General features: G+C 54.8%; 17 protein-coding genes. 11 read left to right on the top strand and 6 right to left on the bottom strand.

The window, feature by feature from the left end; genetic code table 11:
* Window positions 1-38: 38 nt before the first annotated feature.
* From KUF73_RS07600 to KUF73_RS07625, 6 genes are all read right to left on the bottom strand, one after another.
* Window positions 39-1103 (bottom strand): copper resistance protein B, encoded by a 1065-nt coding sequence (locus tag KUF73_RS07600; RefSeq protein ID WP_218437446.1) that lies wholly within the window; start codon window positions 1101-1103, stop codon window positions 39-41.
* 232 nt (window positions 1104-1335) lie between these two features.
* Window positions 1336-3288 (bottom strand): copper resistance system multicopper oxidase, encoded by a 1953-nt coding sequence (locus tag KUF73_RS07605; RefSeq protein ID WP_218437412.1) that lies wholly within the window; start codon window positions 3286-3288, stop codon window positions 1336-1338.
* A gap of 219 nt (window positions 3289-3507) precedes the next feature.
* Window positions 3508-3714, bottom strand: a complete 207-nt coding sequence (locus KUF73_RS07610; protein WP_218437413.1) for a co-regulatory protein PtrA N-terminal domain-containing protein — start codon at window positions 3712-3714, stop codon at window positions 3508-3510.
* Window positions 3715-4050: 336 nt separating this feature from the next.
* Window positions 4051-4251 (bottom strand): heavy-metal-associated domain-containing protein, encoded by a 201-nt coding sequence (locus KUF73_RS07615; protein WP_208668840.1) that lies wholly within the window; start codon window positions 4249-4251, stop codon window positions 4051-4053.
* A 114-nt stretch (window positions 4252-4365) separates the two neighbouring features.
* A complete protein-coding gene (locus tag KUF73_RS07620; protein ID WP_218437414.1) occupies window positions 4366-6720 on the bottom strand; it encodes a heavy metal translocating P-type ATPase in 2355 nt (784 codons plus the stop codon).
* A gap of 2 nt (window positions 6721-6722) precedes the next feature.
* Window positions 6723-6986, bottom strand: a complete 264-nt coding sequence (locus KUF73_RS07625) for a DUF2933 domain-containing protein (protein WP_218437415.1) — start codon at window positions 6984-6986, stop codon at window positions 6723-6725.
* Between the two features lie 359 nt (window positions 6987-7345).
* On the opposite strand from KUF73_RS07625, the gene KUF73_RS07630 reads away from it, so the two are divergent.
* From KUF73_RS07630 to KUF73_RS07675, 11 genes are all read left to right on the top strand, one after another.
* Complete coding sequence (locus KUF73_RS07630; RefSeq protein WP_218437416.1) at window positions 7346-8035, top strand: heavy metal response regulator transcription factor; 690 nt, start codon at window positions 7346-7348, stop codon at window positions 8033-8035.
* Window positions 8032-9420 carry a heavy metal sensor histidine kinase gene (locus KUF73_RS07635; protein ID WP_218437417.1) on the top strand — a complete coding sequence of 463 codons (1389 nt, stop codon included), beginning with the start codon at window positions 8032-8034 and terminating at the stop codon, window positions 9418-9420. The genes KUF73_RS07630 and KUF73_RS07635 overlap by 4 nt, the downstream gene beginning before the upstream one ends.
* A gap of 271 nt (window positions 9421-9691) precedes the next feature.
* Entirely contained in the window at window positions 9692-10105 is a 414-nt protein-coding gene (locus tag KUF73_RS07640; protein WP_218437418.1) for a hypothetical protein, read from the top strand.
* Between the two features lie 11 nt (window positions 10106-10116).
* Window positions 10117-11595 (top strand): multicopper oxidase family protein, encoded by a 1479-nt coding sequence (locus tag KUF73_RS07645; protein ID WP_218437419.1) that lies wholly within the window; start codon window positions 10117-10119, stop codon window positions 11593-11595.
* A 598-nt stretch (window positions 11596-12193) separates the two neighbouring features.
* Window positions 12194-12577 carry a copper homeostasis periplasmic binding protein CopC gene (gene copC / locus KUF73_RS07650; RefSeq protein WP_218437420.1) on the top strand — a complete coding sequence of 128 codons (384 nt, stop codon included), beginning with the start codon at window positions 12194-12196 and terminating at the stop codon, window positions 12575-12577.
* A gap of 3 nt (window positions 12578-12580) precedes the next feature.
* Window positions 12581-13519: a copper homeostasis membrane protein CopD gene (gene copD / locus KUF73_RS07655; RefSeq protein WP_218437421.1), complete on the top strand. Its 939-nt coding sequence runs from the start codon at window positions 12581-12583 to the stop codon at window positions 13517-13519.
* A 187-nt stretch (window positions 13520-13706) separates the two neighbouring features.
* Entirely contained in the window at window positions 13707-14048 is a 342-nt protein-coding gene (locus KUF73_RS31315) for a hypothetical protein (protein WP_256345460.1), read from the top strand.
* A 99-nt stretch (window positions 14049-14147) separates the two neighbouring features.
* The gene (locus KUF73_RS07660; RefSeq protein ID WP_218437422.1) at window positions 14148-15404 is read left to right on the top strand and encodes a TolC family protein; all 1257 of its coding nucleotides are present in this window, start codon (window positions 14148-14150) and stop codon (window positions 15402-15404) included.
* Window positions 15401-16885: an efflux RND transporter periplasmic adaptor subunit gene (locus KUF73_RS07665; protein ID WP_218437423.1), complete on the top strand. Its 1485-nt coding sequence runs from the start codon at window positions 15401-15403 to the stop codon at window positions 16883-16885. The genes KUF73_RS07660 and KUF73_RS07665 overlap by 4 nt, the downstream gene beginning before the upstream one ends.
* Window positions 16882-20040, top strand: a complete 3159-nt coding sequence (locus KUF73_RS07670; protein ID WP_218437424.1) for an efflux RND transporter permease subunit — start codon at window positions 16882-16884, stop codon at window positions 20038-20040. Before KUF73_RS07665 ends, KUF73_RS07670 begins: the two co-directional genes overlap by 4 nt.
* Entirely contained in the window at window positions 20037-20393 is a 357-nt protein-coding gene (locus tag KUF73_RS07675) for a copper-binding protein (protein WP_218437425.1), read from the top strand. The genes KUF73_RS07670 and KUF73_RS07675 overlap by 4 nt, the downstream gene beginning before the upstream one ends.
* Window positions 20394-20423: the final 30 nt, after the last annotated feature.

The raw sequence follows: 20423 nt of genomic DNA on the forward strand, positions 1-20423 counted from the left end.
CGATCATTCAAAGCTCTTAATGGCATTGCTAAATTGAATCAGAACCACATCCGAATACCCGCTACAAACCGAGCCTCGTTGGTCTTTTCTCCTTCATCGCTGGCCAAGTCGGCGGTCTTGCCGTAGGAGCGATTCCAGGTAACCCCGACATAAGGGGCAAATTGGCGAACAATCTCGTAACGCAATCGGAAACCTACTTCGGTGTTGGCCAATCCAGACCCAATGCCGCGCTGAGGATCATTTTTCCCGTATAAATTTACTTCGGCTGTTGGCTGCAAGATCAGGCGATTAGTCAGCAGAATGTCGTAGTCGCCTTCAAGTCGAGCGGCCGTTTGACCATTCTCACCGATATAGGCAGTCGCTTCGGCTTCAAAGTTATAGAGAGCCATGCCCTGAATACCGAGCGCTCCCCATGTTTGAGGCGACCCGGGCTTGAAGTCTTGTCGAACGCCAGTGACGACATCCCACCATGGACCGATGGCGTGCCCCCAAAGTGCTTGGAGTTCAGCGTTTTCCGTTACGCCGTTGGTACGCTCACCTTCCGAACGCAACCACAGGCGATCAACGTCACCGCCGATCCATCCTTTTGCATCCCAGGCCAGCGCACTACCGTTGTCAGCGTCTTGATACTCAAACTTATCAAGAAGGATGAAGGAGTTAAGTTTTTTGTCGTGAACACCATGGCCTGCCACATCTGGAAAGGCGGCTGCACGGTCAGCGTCGGTAAGTACGGGAATTGGGATTCGGCTCGTGGTAGTCGCCCCTGCATCCATGCTTTCCATGCCGTCCATTTGCCCGTCGTCCATGCTCATCTTGCTGTGATCCATAGCCCCCATCTTGCTATGGTCCATGGTTCCCATTGAGCCGTGGTCCATCTTAGAGTGGTCCATCGCGCCATTTTTCGCTTTGGCTGGCTTGGATTTTTGCGAAGTCGAAGGCTGTGAGTCCGCACTTGATGGCATAGCCATCGACGGATCCATCTCTTCAGCGGCATTAGCCATGATAATGAAAGCAGGACTGGTAGAGACTGCCAGTGCCATCAGCGTTGGGCGTAAAAACTTACTGGTCATGATCTCAATCCGCCTTTTTGGTTTTTTGGTCATGATCCATCGACTCATGGCTTATCTTGCTGTGGTCTATCGACCCGTAATCCGGCTTTGGCTCGTTTGCCTTGGTTGCCGTCTTGTCCGGTGATGTCGTGGGATTCGCAGGTGAATACTCGCTACTGGGCACCCCTGCCAGCACCGTGGATGAAAGTCCGCCCAGCAGGCTAACGGCAAAGAGGCAACCCACTAGCGATTTACAATTTTGGTATGTGCTCACAGATCGTCTCCTTTACTCATCAACCCGAACTTCACGGAACATGCCCATTTCCATATGGAAAAGCAGGTGGCAGTGATATGCCCATCGACCTAAGGCATCAGCGGTGACTCGATAGCTGCGCTTGGTACCTGGCGGCATATCAATCGTGTGCTTGCGCACCATGAATTTGCCGTTCTCATCCTCCAGGTCACTCCACATGCCGTGAAGATGGATGGGATGGGTCATCATGGTGTCGTTCACTAGGGTGATGCGCAGGCGCTCGCCATACTTAAGGCGAAGCGGCTCGGCGTCAGAGAATTTGATGCCGTTGAATGACCACGAGAACTTCTCCATGTGACCGGTCAGATGAAGCTCTATGGTGCGATTGGGCTCACGACCGTCAGGGTCCTGAAATGTGCTTTTTAGGTCAGAGTAGGTGAGCACTCGACGACCATTGTTTCGTAACCCTATGCCGGGATCGTTTAGCTTTGGCGTGGGGTTCATGGCTTGCATGTCGACCAAGGGATTGTTGGTTTCAGAGGCTGGGTGAGTCTGCATTTCTCCACCCATGCCGCCCATGCCAGCCATTCCCGACATATCGCCATGATCCATCCCTGTCATCTTGCTGTGGTCCACGCCGGCCATGTTGGACATGTCGCCTTTGTCCATGCTCGCCATCTTGCTGTGGTCCATACCCGCCATGTTAGTCATGTCACCGCTGTCCATGCCGGTCATCCCGGCCATGTCACTTTGGTCCATACCAGTCATCTTGCTATGGTCCATTCCGGCCATGCCGGACATGTCTCCTTGTTTCATCTCTCCGCCGCCCATACCAGCCATGCTGCCATGGTCCATCCCAGCCATACCGCCCATTCCCATGTCATCCATGGTCAAAAGAGGCCGAGGGTCGAGGGCAGGCACTCGTGCCTTTAATCCTTCGCGAACTGCCAGGGTTCCCCGTGCATAACCGGTTCTATCCATTGACTGGGCGAAGATGGTGTAGGCCTCTTCACCGGCAGGCTCTACGATTACGTCGTAGGTTTCTGCCACGGCGATGCGGAACTCGTCGACGCTGACTGGGTTGACGTGCTGACCATCGGCGGCCACAACCGTCATTTTCAAACCAGGAATGCGGACGTCGAAGTAGCTCATCGCCGAGCCGTTGATAAAGCGCAGGCGCAGCTTCTCACCCGGTTTGAAAATCCCGGTCCAGTTGCCGTTCGGGGCCTGGCCATTCATGAGATAGGTGTAAGTATCCCCACTGACGTCTGCGAGATCGGTGGGGTTCATTTTCATTTCAGCCCACATCTTCCGGTCGGCTACGGCAGATGACCAGCCTTGCTTACTGACATCGTCGATGAAATCGCCAACGGTACGTTTGTGGTGGTTGTAATAGTCAGATTGTTTCTTGAGTTTTGCCATGACGCGACTAGGATCCTCATCGGTCCAGTCAGTCAGCATCACCACGTAGTCGCGGTTGTATTGGAAAGGTTCAGGCTCTTTGGAGTCGATAACGATTGGACCGTAGACGCCTGCCTGCTCCTGTAAACCAGAATGGCTGTGGTACCAGTACGTACCGTTCTGATGAACCTTGAATTTGTACTCGTACATTCCATCGGGAGCGATGCCATGGAAACTCAAGCCCGGTACACCGTCCATGTTGGCCGGCAGGATGATGCCGTGCCAATGGATTGAGGTGTCTTGGTCTAGACGGTTTTTTACACGCAGGGTGACCGTCTCTCCTTCGCGCCAACGCAGCAAAGGTCCTGGCAATGATCCATTGATGGTCATGGCTGTGCGCGGCGAGCCGGTGATGTTTAGAGGGGTCTCACCAATAAACAGATCAAATTCGTTGCCGGTGAGTACGCTCGGCAGGCCAGGACTTGTCACCGCCCATACAGGAGTGCGCCACAGGCCAAGGCCGCCGAGAATGCCACCAGCGGCCAGGCCTTTAACGAATGTCCGCCTAGAGGTTTTGGAGTGCATGCCGTTATGTCCAATCAGTCAAAAGGGAAGCCGTGATAAACAACTAATGAGTTGCTCATACAGGTTGAAGGCAATATCTCGGGAAATCGTGCTTAGCCCAGATGAGCGTCGCCCACCGTTGCCAAAGACGAATGGATATGGCAAGCGAACTCAGAAATTGCCACATCTGGACCATCACGGTGATTACATTTCTGTCAGCTTGGGAGCGCGCCAAGCTACTCAGCAATTGGCGTGGTCGACACCTTTGGCTTTGCTCTCTGCTACGGGGCTTTGAGTACCTTGCTTTTGGGCTACTTGGTGCGCTTCCATGGAGTTCTGTCTGGCTGCTTCCATGCGTGCGAATACGCGATCACTGCCACCTTCGGCCATTGCCAGAGAGGAAACGGCCAAGGCTGCGATGACAAAAAGGGTTTTCATGGGTTTCATGTGGGTATCCTCGGATAAGATTTGGCTACCCCCGTTGAACCTATATCAAGACGTAATTCGAGGGGGCTAAGTTCAAGACGCGACGCAATCTTAGAACCCGCAACCTGTCAGAAGCCTTAAGTGAGTATTACCGTTGTGTCAGGTTGTGATTTCCTTACGGGATAACCTCCTGACTGCACTTGGAGTAGGTATCTCGTCTTGGTGGTTTGAAGGTTTCCATACAAAACTAATTGATCAGAGTTGGATCAAGCCATCTCCGCTGCGCGCTGGTATATGAAATGAACGCTAGAAAATAGTGTTCATGAGAAACGTGAGCGCGCAGGTCGACCGGGGCTCTCAGATGCCGATTTTGGAAGGGAATCCAAGTGCCTCAACAATTGAACGCACGCGCTCTGGGCTTTCGTTGCTTTCGACGTTGACCTTACCGGCGGCACGATCCACCGAAACGGTTGCCTGGTTATCCAACGATTGAATGGCTTTGGTAATTTTACTGACGCAGCCTCCACAACCAATGCCTGAAACTTCTAAGACGAACATAGCTATTCCTCTCGTGTTGAGCGGCCCTATTTTTAGCCGCAACCACAGCATCAACGCTGACACGATGGGAAGGTCAAGAGTTGTCTATGTTGTGGCTCAAATAAGGCATTGATCTCAATCTACGTGAGTGTTCCTCAGCCTGAGCGCATTGAAAACGACGGATGCGGAGCTAACGCTCATAGCAATGGCAGCGATCATCGGCGATAAGAGATGTCCGGTGAGGGGATACAGCAGACCTGCCGCGAGCGGGATACCCATTGAGTTGTAGACAAAGGCGAACCCCAGATTCTGCCGCATGTTTTTTACAGTCGCGACAGAAAGGGCCCGCGCCCGGAGAATACCCATCAAGTCACCCTTTACGAGAGTAAGCTGCGCACTGTTCATCGCGACGTCTGTCCCTGTCCCCATCGCGATGCCTACATCTGCTCGGGCCAGAGCAGGAGCATCATTGATACCGTCGCCCGCCATGGCAACGCGTCGACCCGTTTTTTGCAGGTCTGCGACCAGACGCTCCTTGTCTTGGGGTTTCACCTCGCCGTGTACTTCTTCAATACCCATTTCCTTGGCGACAGCCCGTGCCGTGGTGAGGCCATCCCCGGTGGCCATGATGATCTTTATATTGTCGGCTTTGAGTTTGGTGACAGCCTCCTTGGAAGTAGGCTTGATCGGGTCAGACACCGCTAGTAGCCCCGCCAGTATTCCATCGACCGCCAGGTAGATGATGCTGATTCCTTCAAGGCGCAATTGCTCGGCGCGGTTCTTGAGGGGACTGATGTTTACACCCGCCTCTTCCATCAAGGCGGTATTGCCCAACTGGATTTTTTTGCCATCGACCATGCCACTGACCCCGATCCCAGAACCGGACTCGAACGACTCAGGTTTGGTTAGGACCAGACTCTCAGCAAGGGCATGATCAACAATGGCGTGAGCCAGCGGATGCTCACTGCCTTGGTCAAGGCTAGCGGCCAGTTGAAGTACATCATTGGCAACGAACTTCTGCGTGGCTTCCACACTGTGAAACACCGGACGACCCTCTGTCAGGGTTCCGGTCTTATCCACAATCAGCGTGTCGATCTTGCAAAGGCTCTCGATGGCGCCGGCATCTCTGAACAGGACCCCCATGCTGGCCGCTTTGCCGGTGGAAACCATGATTGACATTGGTGTCGCAAGCCCAAGCGCGCAGGGGCAAGCAATGATAAGCACAGCGACAGCGTTGATCAGGCCGAAGACCCAGCCAGGCTCTGGACCAAACAGCCCCCATCCCAAAAGAGTCAGTATGGCAATCGCTATTACGCCCATCACAAAGTAACCAGCGACGACGTCGGCCATGCACTGCATGGGCGCTTTAGAGCGTTGGGCGCGGGCAACCATCTGAACGATTTGCGACAGCATGGTTTCAGCACCAATTTTCTGCGCTTCCATCACTAAGCTGCCATGGGTATTGAGTGTGGCTCCGATCAGGCTATCGCCGCTTCTTTTCATCACAGGCACCGGCTCGCCGGTCAGCATCGACTCATCGACTGCGCTTTCGCCGTCCAGCACAGAGCCATCGACAGGAACTTTTTCACCCGGTCTGACCCGGAGGTGATCACCTTTGTGCACATGCGCGAGAGGGATGTCTTCCTCTTTACCATCGGCATTGATCCTGCGTGCGGTTTTCGGAGACAGGCCAAGTAGAGACTTAATAGCCAAAGACGTTTGTGATCGAGCTTTGAGTTCAAGTATCTGACCGAACAAGGTTAGCGAGATGATCACGGCTGCGGCTTCGAAGTAGACGCCGATGCGGCCCTCTTGCATGAAGGTGGCGGGAAAACTCTGGGGAAAAATTGTAGCTGCGACGCTGTAAAGGTACGCAGCGGCTGTACCCAGGCCAATCAAGGTCCACATATTGGGGCTGCGATGACGAATCGAATCCATGCCCCTCACAAAAAACGGCCAGCCAGCCCATAAGGTTACAGGGGTTGCAAGGATAAGCTCGACCCAGTTCTGGGTAGCCCCATGGAAGAGTTGCAACGAGTGTCCCGCCATGGCGAGTACTGTCACGATCACAGTTAATGGCAACGACCACCAAAAGCGACGGGTGAAGTCCTTGAACTCGGGGTTTTCTTCCTCTTCCAGCACTGGTATGACCGGTTCCAATGTCATGCCGCATTTAGGACAGGTACCGGGGCCAGGCCGACGTATCTCTGGATGCATAGGGCAGGTGTATTCAGTAACTTCCTGCGTTTCAACGGCTAGAGCTGTGTGGCTGGAGTGATCGGTATCCAACGGGGCAACGGTATAGCGTTGTGGTTCTGCTCGAAACTTTTCCTGGCACTTCAGGCTGCAAAACTGATACGTCTGCCCCTGATAAGTTTCGCTGAGCTTGATCGGTGGGGTAACAGCCATGCCACACACCGGATCGCGTAGACCTTCATCCAGAACCTTCGCAGGAAGGGCGTGGTCTTGGTGACTGATGGCGTTAGGCATGGCTATTTTCCTTTCTCATCCTTGCTGGTTTCTGACGGACCGACATGTCCACCATGCCCCCCATGGCCATGTCCAAAAAAATGCATCAAGGGGCAGATCAACAGAATCAGATAGGGCAGGTAAATCAGATAAGGCGAAACATGGCTGAAGTGTTCCCGGACCACGTAAAAAGCGCCAATCGCAACCAGCATGATGAGTACGACACCCATTTTGCTCCTCCAAAATGGTGGGCCCGCGTTTCCAACTGAATGCTGATGAGGGGTCATGATGTAGCTCCCACTGTTATGGCAAGAGTTGCCGTGAGTCTGATATTTGAGCGTAGTCACAGCTCGCCTTAAAACTGTGATCTCGATCAAGTCACACGCACTACACATCACGCTGACCTACCATTCAGACCAGTGGTGCCTACGAAGGGCCGGTGTTTATGTGAAAAGATCGCGATGGACTCTTGATCAGAACTCGGCCACGGACGGGACGGATGAGTGCATGTAAGAATTCATGCTAGTCACAAGAGCGCCGCTCGACCGACATCCACCTGAAGCGAAGATTACTTTTCTGTCAGTTTCTGATGACGCAGGCTTATTCGTTGCAAACTCAGCCCAGTTATTAATTTGAGATCCATCCCATGAGACTTCTGGTTGCTGAAGACGAACCGACATTAGGTATCTATTTACAGCAGGGTCTAACGGAGGCTGGGTTCAATGTTGATCGATTCACCGACGGCGATGAGGCCCTTCAGCACGCCTTGAACGAGGGATATGACCTGCTGATTCTTGACGTCATGATGCCGGGTTTGGACGGATGGCAAGTCCTACAGAGGGTGCGTGCATCCGGGAAGGATGTGCCTGTTCTTTTCCTGACTGCGCGAGACCGTGTTGAAGATCGGGTCAAGGGACTAGAGCTTGGAGCCGATGATTATCTGATTAAGCCCTTCGCGTTTTCTGAATTGCTGGCTCGGGTGCGAACACTGCTGCGTCGAGGGAGTAGCGCTCCATCGCAAACCCATATGAAACTGGCCGATCTTGAGGTTGACCTGCTAAAGCGCCGGGCTATCAGAGGAGGCAAGCGTATCGATCTCACGGCCAAAGAGTTTGCGCTGCTGGAGTTGCTCCTCCGTCGTCGGGGCGAAGTACTATCAAAATCGCTCATTGCCTCGCAAGTTTGGGACATGAACTTTGACAGCGATACCAACGTGATTGAAGTTGCGGTGAGGAGGCTCAGGGCGAAGATTGATGACGACTTCGAGGTCAAACTCATTCAAACCGCTCGCGGTATGGGCTACATGATCGATTCACCAGACACGGAACTGGAATGAACCGCCTATCCCTGACAACACGCCTGAGCTTGATGTTCATGCTTTCGGTGACAGTTGTCCTCACCGTTGCCGGAGTCAGTTTCAATCACCTCAGTCAACGTCATTTCGAAATGCTGGATCAGCAGACCCTGGACGAAAAACTAAGCTCGTCTCAAAGGATCTTGGGGGAAATGCACGGCATCGATCAATTCAGCGAGATAAAGCCGCAGTTAGAGGCTTTGCTAGGGGCCCACCGTGATTTGACCGCGATCATTCTGAACAGCGATGGAAAACTGTTTTTCTCTGGCCCAGGGCCGGTTGATGTCCCAGAACAATTCCGCACACGGTTAGGTAACACGATGTGGGAGTGGCGGGACGAAGAGCATATTTACCGAGGTGTTACCGCCCAAGCAATGGTTTCCGGGCAGGACCAACCACTGACTGTGATCTTGATCTTTGATGTCACGCAGCACATGTTTTTCTTCGAGACACTTCAAAGATGGTTCTGGATAGGTCTCGTGATCAGCGCACTTGTTAGTGCGGGGCTGGGATGGATGGTTGCCCGCAGCGGCATGCGCCCTATTCGTCAGGTGACCATGGTCGCCGCATCCATGTCTGCTAAATCACTTAAAGAGCGCATCCCATTGGCGCCCGTTCCAAAGGAGCTTCAACAGATGGTGTCGTCATTCAATGCGATGCTGTCACGTCTGGATGATGCTTTTGTGCGGCTGTCGAATTTTTCCGCAGACATTGCTCACGAACTGCGCACGCCGGTCAGCAATCTCATGACCCACACTGAGGTAGTGCTCTCAAGAAAAAGGAACATTGAGGACTACGAAGACAATCTGTACTCGAACCTGGATGATTTGAAGCGAATGTCTCGCATGATCGATGACATGCTTTTCTTGGCTAAGTCCGATAATAGATTGCTCAAGCCAGAGAACGATCAGATAGACCTACAGGAGGAGGTGGGAAAACTGCTTGAGTATTACCGACTACTGGCTGATGAGCGCAGCATCGAGCTTAGCGTTTCGGGTGCAGGAAGTGTCCGGGGTGACGTATCGATGTTACGTAGGGCGATCTCGAACTTGCTTTCAAATGCGCTACGGTACACGCCAGAGGGGCAAACCATCCATGTTGATATCCGTCAGAAAAATACGTCGACATTGGTGACAGTACAAAACCCCGGAAAGACCATTGCGCCTGAGCACCTTGAGAAACTATTTGACCGTTTCTACCGCGTAGATCCTGCGCGACGTGAAGGAAGCCCTAGCAACGCTGGGCTGGGTCTCTCGATCACTCGATCAATCATTGAAGCTCATGAGGGCAGGATCTGGTGCACCTCGTCCAACGGAACAACTGGCTTTCATATTGAACTCCCTAGTGCCGGACTGAAACGCGCCTAAATTTGCCGGCGTTTTTTAATTCGGCTCCGAACCCAAGAACTCCATTCAAAGGACGTTAGTTTTGCAGGATGTTTGCTTCTCTTTGACCTATATCAACGCTCCGAAAACAGGCGAGAGCTAATCTTAAAATGGCAGACAGCCAATTTTTAGATTTGGAGCATTCATTTCTGGCAGACGCCTTGCGGCTGATCTTTGGTTTGTTGCTGGTGTCTGCCGCTTAGCGTTCCACGGTAACCATGCGAGCTTTCCCCCCTTACCCTTGGAGATCGTCATGCAAGCACCACTGAAGCTAGTTTTAGCGCTACTACTCACTAGCGCTGCTGTACTCGCTAACGCCACTGACACTCATCATCCAGACGACGCTCAAACTCCCTCGGCCCAGGTAGGCGAGCAGACCACGCCTGCCACGGACAAAGCCGTGGCTGAGCAAATGCAGAAAATGCGGGCAGCCCAGGACAAGGTCGCCGCAGCCAAGACTCCGACAGAGCGCCAAGCAGCCATGCAAGAGAGCATGCAAACGATGAAGGGGTCCATGGCCATGATGCGGGACATGCATTCAGGTGACCACTGCAAGGGCATGAGTATGTCTAAGTCAGAAAACGGCGGTGGTATGGGGATGATGGACATGATGATGCAAATGATGGATCAGCAGTCGAGCATGATGAACATGCAGATGTCCAAATGAAGGCGTACCCAATGCAGCGCCGAACCTTCCTCGGCGGGGTGGCTGTTGCAGGATTGGCGGCGCCTTGGCTGCAAGCGTGGTCAGCCGTAGATATGGCCTCGGCGCCTGTTGGATTACCATTGCTCGCATCAGATCTACTACCGGCTGGTGCCACACTGCGCGAATTACCCAAACTCGCGAATGCGAGCAGCACTCCAGGCCATTTTCAGGCCACGCTGACCGCTGCGCCGCTCACGCTGCCCTTCATCCCTGGACATGCGTCGACCGAGTTCTGGGCCTATAACGACGGTTTGCCGGGGCCGTTGATTGAGCTTTTTGAGGGTGACATGGTGGAGATCACCTTCATCAACAACCTCAAGCAACCCTCAACTATTCATTGGCACGGTCTGCCAATTCCGCCCGAGCAAGACGGTAATCCCCATGATCCGGTGCCACCTGGCGGACGTCATACTTACCGTTTCAATCTGCCGCAAGGGAGTGCGGGCACGTATTGGTACCACCCCCATCCACATCAGTACACGGCTGAACAAGCCTTCCGTGGATTAGCCGGGCCACTACTGGTTCGGTCGCGAGAGGATCCGCTGGCCGAACTGCCGGAGCGATTGTTGGTGGTCTCCGACCTCAAACTCGACCGCTACGCCGCCATCGCCCCGAACGACGCCAACGACTGGATGAACGGCCGCGAAGGCCAGTTCGCCTTGGTCAACGCTCAGCACCAACCAGTCTTGCCGTTCGACGCAGGAGGCCGTGAGCGCTGGCGAGTTTGGAATGCTTGTAGTGCCCGCTACCTTCAGCTCGCGCTGCCCGGTAGCACGCTGACCCTGGTCGGTACCGACGGCGGTTTGCTTGAAGCCCCTCAACCTGTACAGGGGGAATACCTATTGGCACCTGCCCAGCGGATCGAACTGACCGTCGATGCTGGCAGCCTTCGTGATCGCATAGAGCTGAACGCGAATATCTACCCACGCGGCAAAATGGGCGATGTGTCGCCTGATAAGGCAATGTCACTGTTAACGGTCGATTTCACGGCGGTCAGAGCAACAGCCGTGGCTGCCTTGCCTGGTAGGCTTGGTTCAGTAGCTGACCTCGGTCCGGTCACAGCACACAAACAAGTGGTGTTCAGCGAAAAAATGAACATGGCCAATGGTAGTCATCGCATGCAGTTCCTGATCAACGACCAGGAGTACGACATGGGGCGGGTCGACCTTGTAAGCAAAGTCAACGAGGTGGAACTGTGGGAGATCGTCAATCGCTCTGATATGGACCATCCTTTCCATTTGCACGGCACCCAGTTCCAAGTAGTTGAGCGAGAGTTGGGTGGAGTGATCACGCCAGCTCCATTCCGTGCGTGGCAGGACACGGTCAACCTGCGCTCGAATGAGATCGTACGGATTAAAACTGTCCAGCGATGGTCAGGATTGCGTATGTTCCACTGTCACATTCTCGAACATGAAGCGACAGGAATGATGGGTCAGCTCAAAGTGGTTTGAGTAAGAGCGGCACCTCGCTATGGACCTCAAGTTTGAACGGCTGGAAAGGCAGGGATTTGCTCGGGGTTGGTGAGCCTGACGTCGCTGGTCCTGATCGATTGATGCGTACGTTACCTATCCCATGAAAACGGATAGCTTTGAAGCTACCGCAGTGATGTTCACCCTAGCCGCGAGTCCTGTTCCAAACCTCAATTCAGACTCCGGTTTGGAGGAAAAACCACGAGGCTTTCGATAGATATTCGTCTAGTTCATTGGATGTACTGCATCCAATCGATGGAATAACACGTCACGCGCCGCATCTCTTATTAGCCATTACCGTTCGTCCCGGTTGGGGCGTCAGAGTCGATTGTCACCATAATGCTGATGCAGAGATCTGGGCGCCAAGCTTACTGAATTGTAATCGACCGGTCGGCTGCAATGTGGCATCGTGGCTCAGCTCTAAGACACAAGAGTCTTTGATCAATTACCTAAGTTCAGTTAATACCATGACGGTTTATGCATTTGGCTGTGTTATGTGGTTTTAGCCTGATCGAAAGTATAAAACTAGATCTTCCCCGCCAAACCTCGAACCTACAGCTTATGCTGTGAGGAGTCTTGCATGTCACCTTTTAAAACTACCACCGTGATGGTTGCACTAACCGCAGGGTTGCTTTTGAGTGCTGTGGCACAAGCGCACCCAAAGTTGGTGTCTTCTAGTCCTTTGGAGGGCTCGACCTCCGCAGCACCTTCCAAGATCGAACTGCACTTCTCGGAGAACCTCACGACTCAGTTCTCAGGAGCGAAACTGATCATGACCGACATGCCGGGTATGCCGAACTCGCCAATGGGAGTTAAGGCTGGAGTCTCAGGCGGCGACGATCCAAAAACGATGGTAATCACGCCAACTGCACCATTGACCACTGGTACTTATAAGGTCGAGTGGCGTGCTGTTTCTTCAGACACTCATCCCATCACAGGCAACGTTACATTTAAAGTGAAATGATTTATGAGCGACTCAATCAACATTGCCCTTCGTTTCGCTCTTTATTTGGATCTGATGTTGCTGTTCGGATTAGCAATTTTTGGATTGTACAGCCTCAAGGGAAAAGAGCGAGTATCCGGCGCAGTCTTGAATTTTGAGTCGCTCCTTTTGGGTGCCGTAGTTATTGGTATTGTTTTATCCCTTGCAGCTATGTTGTTTCTTGCGAAAGCGATGAGCGGCGTTTCAGAGCTAATGGAGCTGCATCATCATATATTTGAAATGGTTCTTATGGGAACCGACGTCGGTTTGACGTGGATGGTGCGAATAGTCTCCCTTATGATGGCCGGTATAGCCGTCACACTTAACAAGCGTTACCCAAGTCTCAGCCTATGGGCTGTCACTGTCTTTTCTGCGATTGCTTTGGCGACTTTGGCATGGACAGGACATGGCGCGATGGACGAGGGCGGCAGTCGTTATATGCATTTCACCAGCGACATATTTCACCTTTTGGCCGCTGGGGGGTGGATGGGGGCTCTCGCTGCATTCGCTTTACTGCTGCGTGAGAAGATACTTAACGGTGAACAAGAAGTACGAGTTCTCTCCCGGGTACTGACTGGGTTTGAGTCGGCTGGAGCGCTAATTGTTGTGATTTTAGGTGTCACCGGCATAGTAAATTATCTTTTTATTGTGGGGCCGACCCTGGACGAGGTGATGCTTAGTACCTATGGCATATTGCTGTTCTTGAAGGTTTTACTATTCGCAGGGATGGTTATATTGGCATCGTTGAATCGCTTCCATTTGAGCCCCCTACTAGAGCGCTCAATCAAGAATGGAGACCATGCCGTCGCTGTCAACGCTTTACGACGTAGTATGATCTTTGAGTTCTCGGCCGCAGTGGTTATCGTATGTCTTGTCGCTTGGCTAGGAACCTTGAGTCCAGAAATGGAAATGAGCGCGGTATAGAGCAAAAAATATAAGAATGACTTTCTTCTACGCCTTGGAGCCTGCTCGTAATGAGCTTCTATTTTGTGCCAGCTAATGCTGGCTTAATTCTGGTTCGGTGTTATCCCCTCAATCAGGGCATTCCGGTAGGCTGCTGATGACGCGAGTCCAATTGTAAGAGCCATTTTCAGCGACTACACTCCAGCTCATGAAACGCTATCTGCGGTTTTGCATCATCTTCATGATTAGCTTGGCGCTTCCCCTCAGCGGGATGGCGGGCGTCCAGGCACCGACAGAACCTTGCCCAATGAAGACGATGGGCATGGCGATGATGGACGACATGGGGATGGACTGCTGCAACGATATGAAAAGCCCTTCCGAGCACGGCAAACCTTGTAAGCCGGGCCAGGAATGCAAGACAGGCGGCATGCTGCAAGTCTCGATCTTCAAGCCTCCTGTAACCGTATTCAGCCCCGTAGTGCTTTACTTCTTCAGTGATTCCCTACCCGTACAGACCCCGTCCGGGGTATGGCGACCGCCTCGCGTTTAATTCCTGTCCCACATTGAGCCTCATTCCGCGTTAGCGGGATGGACTAGCTGCGCGCATGTCTTTTGACGCGTGCAGTGGATGATCACAGGAATCGTAAACATGAACTCCAAGTGCTATTGCACAGGCTGGTCCCTCGTGGCCGGTCTGGCGGCAAGCGTACTGGCATTGCCGAGCTTCGCTGCCGCATTGACACTCGATGAAGCGTTGCGGCTGGCCGAAAACAATGCACCGTCGCTGACCGCACAAGACGCCAAAATTCAAGCTGCCAGCAGCGCGGCTATTCCAGCCGGTGAACTACCTGACCCCAGGCTACTGTTGGGTGTGCAGAACTACCCCATTGGCGGTCCGGATCGCTGGAGCATCGATCAGGACTTCATGACCATGCAAGTGGTCGGGGTCAGGCAAGAAATGCCCAACAGCGACAAGCGCAAAGCGCGCATAGAAGTGGCCGATGCGGCCATTGATCGCGCCGCTGCGGAGCGTCGAGTCGAACGTCTGAAAGTACGCCAGTCCACGGCGTTGGCCTGGATCAATAGCTACTCGGTTGAGCGCAAAGATGCGCTGTTCCAGGACTTCTACAAAGAAAACCGCCTGTTGGCCGATACCGTCCGGGCCCAGATTGTCGGTGGCCGCGCTCAACCCGCCGATGCGGTGACGCCTAAGCAAGAAGCGGCTCAACTGGCGGAGCAACAGGACGATCTGATTCTCCAGAGAGCGCAGGCCCGAGCAGCCCTCAAACGCTGGATTGGCTCCGCCGCCAACGACAAGCCTGTGGGCAGCTTGCCGCAGTGGCCCGTCGATACCTCCGGCTACGCCCATAAACTGCAACACCACCCCGAGTTGGCAGCGTTTGCGCCGATGACCCGCGAAGCGCAAGCCAAGGTTCGTGAAGCCGTGTCGGAGAAGCAGTCGGACTGGAGCTGGGAGCTGGATTATCAGCGTCGCGGCCGTGAGTTTGGCGATATGGTCAGCGTGCAATTTTCCTGGGACCTGCCGCTGTTTCCTGACTCGCGCCAAAACCCCAAAATCGCAGCCAAACAGGCTGAACTCAGTCAGCTTGAGGCCGAGCGCGAAGCCCTGTCACGCGAGCACACTCAGCAACTAGAGAGCGAACTGGCCGACTATGAGCGCCTGAATCGTGCCGTGCGCCGAAACCAGGAAAGCCTGTTGCCGCTGGCGATGGAAAAGGTCGAACTCAGCATGGCCAGCTACCGCGTCGGTAAAGGCGATTTAAACGCCGTTGTTGCCGCCCGACGTGAACTCATCGAGGCCCGCCTCAAACAGATCGACGTGGAAGAGCAGCGAGCGCTGACCAGTGCGCGGTTGTATTTTGCTTATGGGGAGTCCAGTCAATGAGCCTTAAAAAAGGGAACGGGGCATTGCTGGTTGGCATCTCGCTGGCCTTAGGTGTTGCCGGTGGTTACTGGTTGGCGCATCAGCGTATGAGTGGACTACCAAATACCACACAGGAGCAGAGCCTCAATTCACCGGACGAACGCAAAGCACTGTATTGGTACGACCCCATGTACCCGCAGCAAAAGTTCGATAAGCCGGGTAAGTCCCCCTTCATGGACATGCAACTGGTCCCGCAGTACACCAGCAGCGCAGGGGACCGAGCGACCGTCAGTATCGATCCAAGTCTGACCCAAAATCTCGGCCTGCGTTTTGCGACAGTCAGCCGTGCGATCTTTGATTCCAGCCTCGACGTGACAGGTGTGTTGGGATTCAACGAACGTGATGTCGCTGTGATTCAGGCGCGCACCCCTGGCTTTGTGGAGCGGGTCTATGCCCATGCTCCCGGCGATGTACTCAAAGCCAACGCGGCGCTGGCGGATGTTCTGGTGCCTGAGTGGGCCGCTGCCCAGACAGAGTTCCTTGCCCTGAAACGCAACGGGGATGCTGCCCTGTTGGATGCGGCCCGACAACGACTGCGGCTCACAGGGATGCCGGCAGCACTGATTACCGATGTAGAGCGTGGCGGTAAGGTTCAGCCCTACCTGACGCTGACCAGCCCCATTGCCGGTGTACTGCAAGAATTGAACGTACGTGCGGGAATGGCCGTGGCGACTGGCGATACTCTGGCACGCGTCAATGGCTTGAGCAGTGTCTGGCTAGCCGTGGCCGTTCCAGAATCGGATGCCGGATCAATCACCGTGGGGCAGGCGGTCGAAGCGCGCCTGCCAGCTTTCCCAGGGACAATACTCAACGGCAGGGTCAGCGCGATTTTGCCCGAGACCAATCCGGACAGCCGCACTCTTCGCGTACGTGTCGAGTTACCCAATCCGGACGGACGCCTCAGACCTGGTTTGACAGCGCAGGTACACCTGAATCGTTCGACCGAGCAAAGTGTGTTGTGGGTGCCGAGCGAAGCGGTGATTCGCACGGGCCGACGTGCCCTGGTGATGCTCGCTGAAGACGCGGGCCGCTACCGTCCCGTGGAGGTGCAACTCGGGCAGGAAAGCGATGGCAAGACGGCGATATTGAAAGGTCTGGAAGAAGGCCAGAAAGTGGTTACCTCTGGCCAGTTCTTGCTCGACTCGGAGGCCAGTCTTAAGGGCATTGTTGCCCGCTCAGAGGAAGAGTCACCACCCCGCGTAGCAGCCTCCAGTTTTCATGAAGCGGATGGGCAGATCGTTGAGATCAACGATAAAGAAGTCACGCTTGCCCACGGTCCTTTCAAGACGCTGGGCATGCCTGGTATGACGATGACGTTCCCACTCGCTAGTCCGGCGCTGATGCAGGGCCTGAAAACGGGCGATAAGGTTAGGATCGCATTGAGCCAGACCGACGATGGTTTGCGTGTTGAGCGTCTGGATAAATCGGGGAGCCAGCCATGATCGCTGCCCTGATTCGTTGGTCAGTGGCCAACCGATTTCTGGTGCTACTGGCGACGCTGTTTGTCACGGCTTGGGGTATTTGGTCGGTGCAGAGCACGCCCATCGATGCGCTGCCGGATCTCTCTGATGTTCAGGTAATCATCCGCACCCCTTATCCGGGACAAGCGCCGCAGATTGTCGAGAACCAGGTGACTTATCCGTTGGCCACCACCATGCTCTCGGTACCGGGAGCCAAGACCGTGCGTGGTTATTCCTTCTTCGGCGACAGCTTCGTTTACGTGCTGTTCGAAGACGGGACTGACCTGTACTGGGCGCGCTCGCGGGTGTTGGAGTATCTAAGCCAAATACAAAGTCGGTTGCCGGCCAGTGCCAAGCCGGCGTTGGGGCCGGATGCGACGGGAGTGGGCTGGATCTATCAGTACGCACTGGTGGATCGCAGTGGCGGACACGATCTGGCGCAGCTACGCGCACTTCAGGACTGGTTCCTCAAGTTCGAACTCAAGACCCTGCCCAACGTAGCCGAAGTGGCCACCGTGGGCGGCATGGTCAAGCAGTACCAGGTGCAGCTTGATCCGCTCAAACTGGCCAGCCTCGGTATCACTCAGGCTGAGGTGACCGACGCTATCGGCAAGGCCAATCAGGAAACTGGTGGCGCGGTGCTGGAGATGGCAGAGACCGAGTTCATCGTGCGCGCTTCCGGATACTTGAAGACGCTCAATGACTTTCGGGCGATCCCGCTCAAGCTGGGTGCGGGTGGCATACCGGTGACCCTTGGCGATGTCGCCACGATCCAGTTGGGGCCGGAAATGCGGCGTGGCATTACTGAACTCGACGGCGAAGGCGAGACCGTCGGCGGCGTGGTCATTTTGCGCAGCGGCAAGAATGCTCGCGAGACCATTGCGGCGGTCAAGACCAAACTCGACGAACTGAAAAGCAGCCTGCCGGCCGGGGTGGAAATCGTCACCACCTACGACCGCAGCAAGCTGATCGACCGCGCTGTTGAAAATCTCAGCCACAAGCTCATCGAAGAGTTCATCGTCGTCGCGTTGGTGTGTGGGATCTTCCTCTGGCACCTGCGCTCATCCCTGGTGGCGATCATCTCCTTGCCTGTTGGTGTGTTGATTGCCTTCATCGTCATGCGTTACCAGGGCATCAACGCCAACATCATGTCCTTGGGCGGGATAGCCATCGCCATCGGCGCCATGGTCGATGCCGCCGTGGTGATGATCGAGAACGCCCATAAGAAGATTGAGGCATGGCACGCAGCCAATCCGGGGGAAGAACTGAAGGGTGAGCGTCATTGGCACGTGATGACCGAAGCAGCCGCAGAGGTAGGCCCGGCGCTGTTCTTCTGTTTGTTGATCATCACTCTGTCGTTCATTCCGGTGTTCACGCTGGAAGCTCAGGAGGGACGGCTGTTTGGCCCTTTGGCTTTCACCAAGACCTACGCCATGGCCGCAGCGGCTGGATTGTCAGTGACCTTAGTGCCAGTGCTGATGGGTTACTGGATCAGAGGACGAATCCCCAATGAGCAACAGAACCCGCTAAATCGTTGGCTGATCCGGATCTATCAGCCAGCCCTGGACGCAGTCTTGCGTCGACCAAAGATCACGCTGTTCGTGGCGCTATTGGTTTTTGTCAGTGCGCTATGGCCAATGTCTCGTTTGGGTGGCGAGTTTCTCCCCCCGTTGGACGAGGGCGATCTGCTCTATATGCCTTCAGCTCTGCCGGGGCTGTCGGCGCAGAAAGCGGCGCAACTGCTGCAACAGACCGACCGCCTTATAAAAACGGTGCCCGAGGTCGAACACGTCTTTGGTAAAGCCGGCCGCGCTGAAACCGCCACCGACCCGGCACCGCTGGAGATGTTCGAAACCACTATCCAATTCAAGCCGCACGAGCAATGGCGTCCAGGCATGACCCAGGAGAAGTTGGTGGAAGAACTGGATCGGGTGGTACGAGTCCCAGGGCTGACCAATATCTGGATACCACCGATTCGCAACCGTATCGACATGCTTGCCACGGGGATCAAGAGTCCCATCGGAGTGAAAGTTGCTGGCACCAACCTGACGGAGATCGATGCCGCAACGCAGGCGGTCGAGCGAGTGGCCAAGGGTGTACCCGGTGTCAGTTCGGCTTTGGCCGAGCGACTGACCGGTGGCCGCTATATTGACGTGGATATCGACCGCAAAACCGCCGCTCGCTACGGACTGAATATCGCCGATGTGCAGGCCATCGTGGCCGGTGCTATCGGCGGTGAAAATGTCGGCGAGACCATTGAAGGGCTCGCACGCTTCCCGATCAACGTGCGTTACCCACGGGAGTGGCGTGACTCGCTCGGCGCCTTGGAGCAATTGCCGATCTATACCCCGCTAGGGAACCAGATCACCCTCGGCACAGTGGCGAAGGTCAAAGTCAGCGACGGTCCACCGATGCTCAAGAGCGAGAATGCAAGGCCCTCTGGTTGGGTTTACATCGACGTGCGTGGCCGGGACATTGCCTCGGTAGTCGCCGACCTGCGACGGGTCGTCAATGAGCAGGTCAAGTTGCAGCCGGGAATGAGCCTGAGTTACTCAGGGCAGTTCGAGTTTCTCGAAAGGGCCAACGCACGACTCAAACTGGTGGTGCCTGCCACGCTGTTGATCATCTTCGTGCTGCTCTACCTGACTTTTGCCCGCTTCGATGAGGCCTTGCTGATCATGGCCACTCTGCCGTTCGCCCTTACTGGCGGGGCATGGTTCCTCTATCTGTTGGGATTCAACCTGTCCGTCGCCACCGGGGTCGGCTTTATCGCCTTGGCCGGTGTTTCCGCCGAATTTGGCGTGATCATGCTGCTCTACCTGAAGAACGCCTGGGCCGAACGTGAAGACCTCGGCGACAGCACTGAGCGCGGTCTGGTGGCGGCGATTCGTGAAGGCGCCGTGCAGCGTGTTCGACCCAAGGCCATGACCGTGGCCGTCATCATTGCTGGCTTGTTACCCATCTTGCTGGGCAGCGGGACCGGCAGCGAGGTGATGAGCCGAATTGCTGCACCCATGGTCGGCGGCATGGTCACGGCACCCTTGCTTTCCCTGTTTGTCATTCCGGCGGCCTATCGCCTGATGCGTCGCCGGCACCTCTCAGTTGAACCCATCAACCCTCAAGGAAAAGTCGTATGAAACTAACTTTGATTGCAGTTGCAAGCACCATATTTACGCTGTCTCTTTCGGCCCGCGCAGAGGATATGCCGGGCATGAAAATGGACGGAATGGAGGGCATGCAGATGAAGCAGGAAACAAAGCAGGCTCCAGTAGCCAAAGCGGAGGGCACAATCAAGGCTATTAACTCCGAGAAGCACACTGTGACTATCGCTCATGGCGCCGTGCCGGCGGTGCAGTGGCCTGCTATGACCATGGCTTTTTCCGCCACGGCGGAACAATTGACGGGTCTAAGCGCTGGAGATCAGGTGGTTTTCGAATTCAGGTCTGAGGGCGCAAAAGCCACAGTTGTATCCATTAAAAAGGTGAAATAACCACGAGAGGCCTAGCCCCACCTCCCACAC

Source organism: Pseudomonas sp. PD9R (assembly GCF_019200975.1).
GTDB lineage: Bacteria > Pseudomonadota > Gammaproteobacteria > Pseudomonadales > Pseudomonadaceae > Aquipseudomonas.